Here is a 2,303-nt window from a genome sequence, read left to right as displayed (position 1 = left end):
CTAAGCTTATCCACAATTGCTGGGACAGAAATCAGCAATCCGTCCTGGGTCAATTTTCAATCGGCAGGGTGGGTCAGTTTTCAATCAGCGCCAACAGCTGCTGAGCGTTTGTGAGAGGTACTGAAGACGATTTTTTTCCTAATCAGTTCTCTTTGGACTTCATCAAAGACAACGTTGATCGTGCGCATACCCAAGCAAAGTCGGGAGGGTTTGGAGGATGCATACAGCCGACCGCAGGTCGAATCCAAAGGGTCGCCTAAGCCGCGAGCGCCCGCAAAGTAAGTGCTATGAAAGTACTCACACATCTTGCTGAGCTGCTGCCATCGTTATATTGAGGTTGTCGCCTGTAATAGCGCAGGCAACATATGCGCGGCCGAGCCCGTCAGCATCAACTCGTTTGGGGCTCCCAGGCAAACGTCTGCGATGTTGACGTGGATAACTGTCGCGCCAGATGCCAATGCAATTTCAGGAATATCCGCCGCAGGCCTTACGAATCCTGACGTTCCCACTGAGATCAGGACGTCGCAATTTTTGACGTCGACCATTGCTACTTTCCAAGCACCAGCAGGCAGGTCCTCTCCAAACCACACAACACCCGGTCGGAGTTTACCGTTACACCGAGTGCACCGGGGCGGCTCTACCCATTGTCCTTCTGCAGAAACCTGAAATTGATCAGTCGTGAGTAATGCCGGACGCTTGCACGCAAAGCAGATCGGCTTGATCAAGCTGCCATGCAAATGCACGACGTTCTGAGACCCCGCCCGCTCGTGCAGGTCATCGATATTTTGAGTGATGATCGAAACCTTTTTGCCGGTGCTCGCCAGTTGACTAATAGAAAGATGAGCGGCGTTTGGTTGGGCCTGGCCAGCTTGGAAACGCCGCCACAGATACCACCCCCAAACCATTTGAGGATTCTCTCGAAAAGCACGTGCCGTTTCCAATCTTTCAGGGTCGTGTTTCGCCCAAACGCCTGTGAGCTTGTCGCGAAATGTTGGAATTCCACTTTCCGCAGAGATGCCAGCGCCGGTGAAAAATACTACCTTTCGAGCGGCCGCCAAGGATTCGATGGCCCTATCCAAATCGTTCATTTCGGGCTTTGCGCGTCTGCTGCGTCGCAGATTGGGGAGTAATCGCTGTTCTCGATGGAAGAGCTGAACACTGGCCCCATTGGCGATATTAAAGGGTCTGAACCTTCTTCAATACGTCCCGCCAGCAGCATCTGGAACTGATCTGGATAGTGACGTAGGAGAAATTTGGCATCACGTCGTATCCGTTCGGGCAGCGATGAATCTCGGGACAGCTCAAGCAGAAACTTACCAGTTTGGATGACTGCACGCGTGCGTTCATTTGGCATGGTCATAGCGATACCCTCAGAGTTGTCTCGCAGCAGCGCTTCGGTGCTAATGCTCAACACCGTCTTCAGTTTAGACCAATACACTGGGTAAAGTCCGGTTCAAGTCACTGGGGTAGGCGGCAACGGCTGACGGCGGCCCCCCCCATCGAGAGGTAAGGGGTATTCGTCTGAAAGACTTATCCGTTAGGACTCGTACCCTGTGAAAACGTAATAAAATGGTAAATCAGACTATTGTAGTTAAGAGGGTAATACAGTTATGGCAGACTAACGCTGCACCAGTATGTGGGACGCGTTGGTTGACACGCCAGAAGAGGCAGAAAATCTGCGTGTGCGCTCTGAGTTGATCATAGCGCTGACCAGTGTGATAAAAGGCTGGAACATACCCCAACGAGAAGCGGCAGCACGGCTGCATGTTACACAGCCACGCCTCAATGACCTGCTGAAGGGAAAATTGACAAGTTCTCCCTCGACGCGTTGGTCAACATGTTGACCGGTGCAAACCTGAAAATTGAAATCGAAGTAACCGAGTGTTCTGCCGCCTGAGGCAAGGCACTCCGTAACAAAGACGTAATAATGTATCGAACAGGCCAGCCTTCATGTGCTGGCCTTTTACGTTTGTGCTTCCCAAACACGTGATCATGGCAACCAAGATCACGTGACCGGAATTCCCAATTCTCCCACCTACTCCGTCAACGGTGATTCGCGATCACAGGTGGCCAGCAAGAAAGCACGCTCCCTACGGATGAAGCGTTTTTTGCACTCTGGATCGTTAATAGCTTCATGCAAAGCGGAGATGAGCTCGTAGGCCCCAGCGTCATAACTATTATGTGCTAAAGCAGCCTCGAACCCTTCAATGTGAGCGCTAGTGTACTGTTTTCGAAAAAATCAGCCACCAACTAACGGAAAATTCAAATCTTATCAATAGCTTAGCTTGCAGGTTATGGGTAAC

The 2,303-nt window shown here is 51.3% G+C and carries 2 protein-coding genes and 1 pseudogene; 1 reads left to right on the top strand and 2 read right to left on the bottom strand.

Going from position 1 to position 2,303, the window contains the following annotated elements; genetic code table 11:
- Positions 1–326: 326 nt before the first annotated feature.
- Positions 327–1,088: an SIR2 family NAD-dependent protein deacylase gene (locus DW49_RS0123520; RefSeq protein ID WP_024419912.1), complete on the bottom strand. Its 762-nt coding sequence runs from the start codon at positions 1,086–1,088 to the stop codon at positions 327–329.
- Complete coding sequence (locus tag DW49_RS0123515) at positions 1,085–1,411, bottom strand: BPSL0761 family protein (RefSeq protein ID WP_306341683.1); 327 nt, start codon at positions 1,409–1,411, stop codon at positions 1,085–1,087. Before DW49_RS0123515 ends, DW49_RS0123520 begins: the two co-directional genes overlap by 4 nt.
- 223 nt (positions 1,412–1,634) lie before the next feature.
- Here DW49_RS0123515 and DW49_RS1000000130935 point away from each other — a divergent pair.
- Positions 1,635–1,897, top strand: a pseudogene (locus DW49_RS1000000130935) (helix-turn-helix domain-containing protein).
- Positions 1,898–2,303: the final 406 nt, after the last annotated feature.

The sequence above is a fragment of the Pseudomonas avellanae BPIC 631 genome, from assembly GCF_000444135.1.
Lineage (GTDB): Bacteria > Pseudomonadota > Gammaproteobacteria > Pseudomonadales > Pseudomonadaceae > Aquipseudomonas > Aquipseudomonas avellanae.
Note: the sequence above shows the minus strand (reverse complement) of the source record. Positions and strands in the feature narration are given on the sequence as shown.